The organism is Bradyrhizobium sp., from assembly GCF_049581145.1.
Lineage (GTDB): Bacteria > Pseudomonadota > Alphaproteobacteria > Rhizobiales > Xanthobacteraceae > Bradyrhizobium.
This window is the reverse complement of sequence record NZ_JBAURI010000587.1, coordinates 1-5,204: the sequence shown is the minus strand read 5'-3', so window position 1 is coordinate 5,204 and position 5,204 is coordinate 1. Positions and strand designations below refer to the sequence as shown.

The 5,204-nt window shown below is 64.6% G+C and carries 3 protein-coding genes and 1 pseudogene; 2 read left to right on the top strand and 2 right to left on the bottom strand.

Annotation, left to right across the window (positions count from 1 at the left end; genetic code table 11):
* Together WCB02_RS19430 and WCB02_RS19425 are read right to left on the bottom strand one after the other, a co-directional pair.
* Nucleotides 1-303, bottom strand: a pseudogene (locus tag WCB02_RS19430) (regulator); the annotation flags it as partial.
* A gap of 21 nt (nucleotides 304-324) precedes the next feature.
* Nucleotides 325-1,026, bottom strand: a complete 702-nt coding sequence (locus WCB02_RS19425; RefSeq protein WP_423960510.1) for a cysteine hydrolase family protein — start codon at nucleotides 1,024-1,026, stop codon at nucleotides 325-327.
* A gap of 200 nt (nucleotides 1,027-1,226) precedes the next feature.
* On the opposite strand from WCB02_RS19425, the gene WCB02_RS19420 reads away from it, so the two are divergent.
* Together WCB02_RS19420 and WCB02_RS19415 are read left to right on the top strand one after the other, a co-directional pair.
* On the top strand, nucleotides 1,227-1,517 hold the full coding sequence (locus WCB02_RS19420) for a hypothetical protein (protein ID WP_423960508.1): 291 nt from the start codon (nucleotides 1,227-1,229) through the stop codon (nucleotides 1,515-1,517).
* A gap of 17 nt (nucleotides 1,518-1,534) precedes the next feature.
* Nucleotides 1,535-5,008, top strand: coding sequence for an indolepyruvate ferredoxin oxidoreductase family protein (locus WCB02_RS19415; protein WP_423960505.1), 3,474 nt, complete (start codon nucleotides 1,535-1,537; stop codon nucleotides 5,006-5,008).
* The last annotated feature ends 196 nt before the right edge of the window (nucleotides 5,009-5,204 follow it).

The following is a 5,204-nucleotide window of genomic DNA, read 5'->3' as shown; positions in this document are numbered from 1 at the left end:
GTGCGGCACGCTGACGCCCGACGGCAACGCGCAGACATCGGTGCGGCCGGTCTTCTGCGCCAGCCGATAGGCCAGATAGGCATAATAGAAGGTCGAGAGGCACAGCATCAGGCCGAGCGCCGGCAGGATGCGGCCGAACACGACAGAGTCAGGCATCTTCAGCACGAACCGCAACAGACCCGTCAGCACCAGCATGTTGACCAGGATATTGGTGCCAAACCCGAAAAACGCGTTCCAGTCCCCCGGCGTCCACAGCACCGGCTTGAAACCGGGCCTCGCCGTCATTGTCGCGCTCGTGCTCATCATGATGCTCCCGCTAATGGATTATTTGACCGTCTCCGCTTGCATTGCCTTGAGAACCGCGGCCGAGTCGGCGACCCAGCCGAAGATGCCACCCTGGGCCTTGATCATTTTCAGGCCCATGTCGTGGAATTCGGGGAAATAGGAGGCGCAGCCATCGGAAATCACGACGCAGCGGTAGCCGCGGTCGTTGGCCTCGCGCACGGTGGTGTTGACGCAGACCTCGGTGGTCACGCCGCACACCAGGAGATTCTCGATGCCGTACTTCTGCAGTACGTCGCCGAACTCGGTGGCGTAGAACGCGCCCTTGCCGGGCTTGTCGATCACGATCTCGCTGTCGAGCGGATAGAGCTCGGCAATGATGTCATGGCCGGCTTCGCCGCGGATCAGGATCCGCCCCATCGGTCCGGGATCGCCGATGCGCAGACTGGGCGCGCCGCGCTCGATCTTGGCCGGCGGCGCATCCGACAGATCGGGCAGATGACCCTCGCGGGTATGAACGACCAGCATCCCCATTTTTCGCGCGGCAGCCAGCAGCGCGGCGATCGGCTTCACCGCGCGGGCCAGCTGGCCGACATCGTTGCCGAGGGTTTCGCCGAAGCCGCCGGGCTCCATGAAGTCGCGCTGCATGTCGATGATGACAAGCGCGGTGGTCGACCAGTCCAGCGCGATCGGTTCGGGCTCGGCGACGACGGTGCCGCTTGCTGCGGGTCTTGAGTTCAGCATGGTGTTGCGCGCCCCCTGGGCGAGAGAACTCTCAACCCCAGCGAAGCAAGCGCCATGCCATTGTGTACAATAGCGGCCGCCGACCCGGCGACAGAAAATCCGACGTCATTTCAGATGGTTAAACCTCCCAACTCATTCTGCTTATTCTCTGTGCGGAAGTTTTGTGACAGGGATTTGCTCATTCGTTGTGCGAGGATTGCATGCACGCGGCGCCGGCCGCTTTGAAAATGAGCCAAGGTTGCGAGGCTCTTGCGTCGCCCGTTTCAACATCAAAGTTGGCGGCGCGCGTCCGCGGCAGGCGCGCGGCGACACGCCACGTCGATCGCTCCGCGATCGCTCGATCGCGCGCGTTCAAACCCATGAAATTCCTTCACAACGGCCATGCGGGCGGACGCCAAAGGGCCAGCGATATTGACATTACCGGCACATGCTTTTCACTTGCAGAGGGCCGCCATCGCCGCGAGGGCGATTTCAGCCGTCAGCCCAAATGACTTTACGGAGTAACGAGATGACGCTGCTGCAGGTTGGGCTGGACGACAAATACCGGCTCGAGGCGAAGCGGATCTACCTCTCCGGCGTCCAGGCGCTGGTCCGGCTGCCCATGCTGCAGCGCGAACGCGACCGCGTGGCCGGGCTCAACACCGCGGGCTTCATCTCCGGCTATCGCGGCTCGCCGCTCGGCATGTACGACCACGCGCTGTGGCGCGCCAAATCCTTCCTGCAGAGCCAGGACATCGCCTTCGTGCCCGGCCTGAACGAGGATCTGGCGGCGACCGCTGTATGGGGCAGCCAGCAGGTCGGCCTGTTCCCCGGCGCAAAAGTCGATGGCGTGTTCGGCATCTGGTACGGCAAGGGACCTGGCGTCGATCGCTCGGTCGATGCGCTGAAGCACGCCAACTCGGCCGGCACCGCGCGCCATGGCGGCGTGCTGGCGCTGGCCGGCGACGATCACGGCTGCCAGTCCTCGACCTTGGCGCATCAGAGCGAACAGGTGTTCGCGGCCGCGCTGATGCCGATCATCAACCCGGCGACGTTGCAGGACTACCTCGATCTCGGGCTCTATGGCTTTGCGCTGTCGCGCTATTCGGGCTGCTGGGTCGGCTTCAAGGCGATCGGCGAGACGGTCGAGAGCTCAGCCTCGATTTATAGCGACCCCTCGCGCATCGATATCGTGCTGCCGACCGATTTCGAGATGCCGCCGGGCGGACTCAACATCCGCTGGCCCGACCCGCCGCTGGAAGCGGAACGGCGGCTGTTCGGCCCGAAGATGGCGGCGGTCGCGGCCTTCGCCCGCGCCAACAGGCTCGACCGCATCGTGCTCGACGGCAAGCCGGCGCGACTCGGCATCATCGCCACCGGCAAGGCTTATCTCGATCTGCGCCAGGCGCTCGCCGATCTCGGGATTACCGACCGCGATGCGGAGGCGCTGGGCCTGCGCATCTACAAGGTCGCGCTGACCTGGCCGCTGGAGGAAACCAGCGCCAGGCAGTTTGCCGAAGGCCTGCAGGATGTGCTGGTGGTCGAGGAGAAGCGCGGCTTCATCGAGGACCAGCTGAAGCGGATTCTCTATAATGTCGACGCCTCGAAGCGTCCGATGGTGGTCGGCAAGCAGGACGAGACCGGCGCACAGCTGTTGCCGAGCAGCGGCGAGCTGACCCCGACGATGGTCGCCTCCGCTCTGGTGGCGCGGCTGCGTCGCCTGGGCCATCAGAGCCCCATGCTCGAACAGCGGCTGGCGCGGCTGGAGGCGTTCGAACATCCCGCGGCAACCCACGCCCCGATCGCGTTGCAGCGCACGCCGTTCTTCTGTTCGGGCTGCCCGCACAACAGCTCGACCAAAATTCCCGACGGCAGCCGCGCGATGGCCGGCATCGGCTGTCACGGCATGGCGCTCTATGTCCCGAGCCGGCGCACCGATACCATCACCCAGATGGGTGGCGAAGGCGCCAACTGGATCGGACAGGCGCCCTTCACCACCGAGTCCCACATCTTCCAGAATCTCGGCGACGGTACCTACACCCATTCCGGGCTGTTGGCGCTGCGCGCCGCGGCCGCCTCCGGCGTCAACATCACCTACAAGATTCTCTATAACGACGCGGTCGCGATGACCGGCGGCCAGCCCGCCGAGGGCAGCTTCAACGCCGCGCAGATCGCGCACCAGGTCTGGGCCGAGGGCGTCAAGCGGCTCGTCATCGTCTCCGACGATCCCGGCAAATACCCGCCCGGGGATTATTTCCCGCAAGGCGCGACAGTGCATCATCGCCGCGAGCTGGACCAGCTGCAGCGCGAACTGCGCGAGATCAAGGGACTGACGGTCCTGATCTACGACCAGACCTGCGCCGCCGAAAAGCGCCGCCGCCGCAAGCGCGGGCTCTATCCCGATCCGCCCAAGCGCGTCTTCATCAACGATCTGGTCTGCGAAGGCTGCGGCGATTGCTCGGTCGCGTCGAACTGCGTCTCGGTGCAGCCGCTCGACACCGAATTCGGCCGCAAGCGCCAGATCGACCAGTCGAACTGCAACAAGGACTATTCCTGCGTCGAGGGTTTTTGTCCGAGCTTCGTCACCGTCCATGGCGGCAAGCTGAAGAAGATCGAGACCAACGCGGTCGATTCCGGCCAATTGTTCGCCGACCTGCCGCTGCCCCAGGCCCCCGCGCTCGACCGTCCCTACAACATCCTGGTCACCGGCATCGGCGGCACCGGCGTCATCACCATCGGCGCGCTGCTCGGCATGGCCGCCCATCTCGACGGCCGCGGCTGCTCGGCGCTCGACTTCACCGGGCTGTCGCAAAAGAACGGCGCGGTCATGAGCCATGTCCGCATCGCGCCAACGCCTGAGGATATCGCGACCGTGCGCATCACCACCGGCGGCTCCGACCTGATCCTCGGCTGCGACATCGTGGTCTCCGTCAGCGAGACCGCGCTCTCCAGGGTCGAGCGCGGCGTGACGCGGGCCTTCGTCAATGCCGACCTGCAGCCGACCGCAAGCTTCGTGCAGAATCCCGATCTCGATTTCGAGATGGGCGCAATGCAGATCGCGCTGCGCGACGCCATCGGCGAGCGCAATCTCGACATCATCGACGCCACCGGCATCGCGGCGACATTGATGGGCGACAGCATCGCCACCAACGCGTTCCTGCTTGGGTTCGCCTTCCAGAAAGGCGCGATCCCGCTGTCGCTGGAGGCCATCTTAAGGGCGATCGAGATCAACGGCGCCGCGATCGAGATGAACAAGCAGGCCTTCACCTGGGGACGGCTGGCCGCGCATGACATCAACCGCGTCCGCCAGGTCATACAGTTCCGCAGCCGTCCGGCGGCGGCGAGCAGGACGCTCGACGAGCAGATCGCCTATCGCGCGAAATTCCTCAGCGACTACCAGGACCAGGCCTATGCCGAGCGCTACCTCGCAGCGGTCGACAGGGTTCGCAAGGCGGAAACCACTGCAGCGCCGTCCTCCACCGAGCTCACCGAAGCTGTGGCAAAAAACCTCTTCAAGCTGATGGCCTACAAGGACGAATACGAGGTCGCGCGGCTCTATACCGACGGCAGTTTCGCCGGCAAGCTTGCGGAGAAATTCGACGGCGATGTCCGCCTCAAATTCCATCTTGCCCCGCCGATCTTTGCCACGCGCGACCAGGCCGGCCATCTGCGCAAGCAGGAGTATGGCGGCTGGATGCTCCATGCCTTCCGTCTGCTCGCCCGGCTCAAATTCCTGCGCGGCACCGCGTTCGACCCGTTCGCACGCACCGCCGAACGCAAGGCCGAGCGCAAGCTGATCGCGGATTATCTGGCGATGATCGACCAGCACACCGCCGCGCTCGGCCCTGAGCGGATCCCGCTGCTGGCAAAGCTGGCGCGAATCCCGGAGATGATCCGTGGCTACGGCCACGTCAAGGACGAGGCCATCGCCAAGGCTGCGGTCGAGAAGGTGCGGCTCGAAGCGGAATTGGATAACGCCCGTTTTGCGGCGGCGGCGGAATAACTCGAGCCAAGCCTCGGCCGAGGCTTTGCTCCGATCATTATCGGTCTCGACGATCGCCTACTTGACTATCGCCTATAGGTATATTACTATAAGCCGGCGATCGATCTCCTACGCTCGCTCAAGCCTACGGTTTTCGTGGGTTCCAGCCGCAAAGACCTGCAGGCGTTTCCTGCGGCTGTTCGCGGCGAGATCGGGC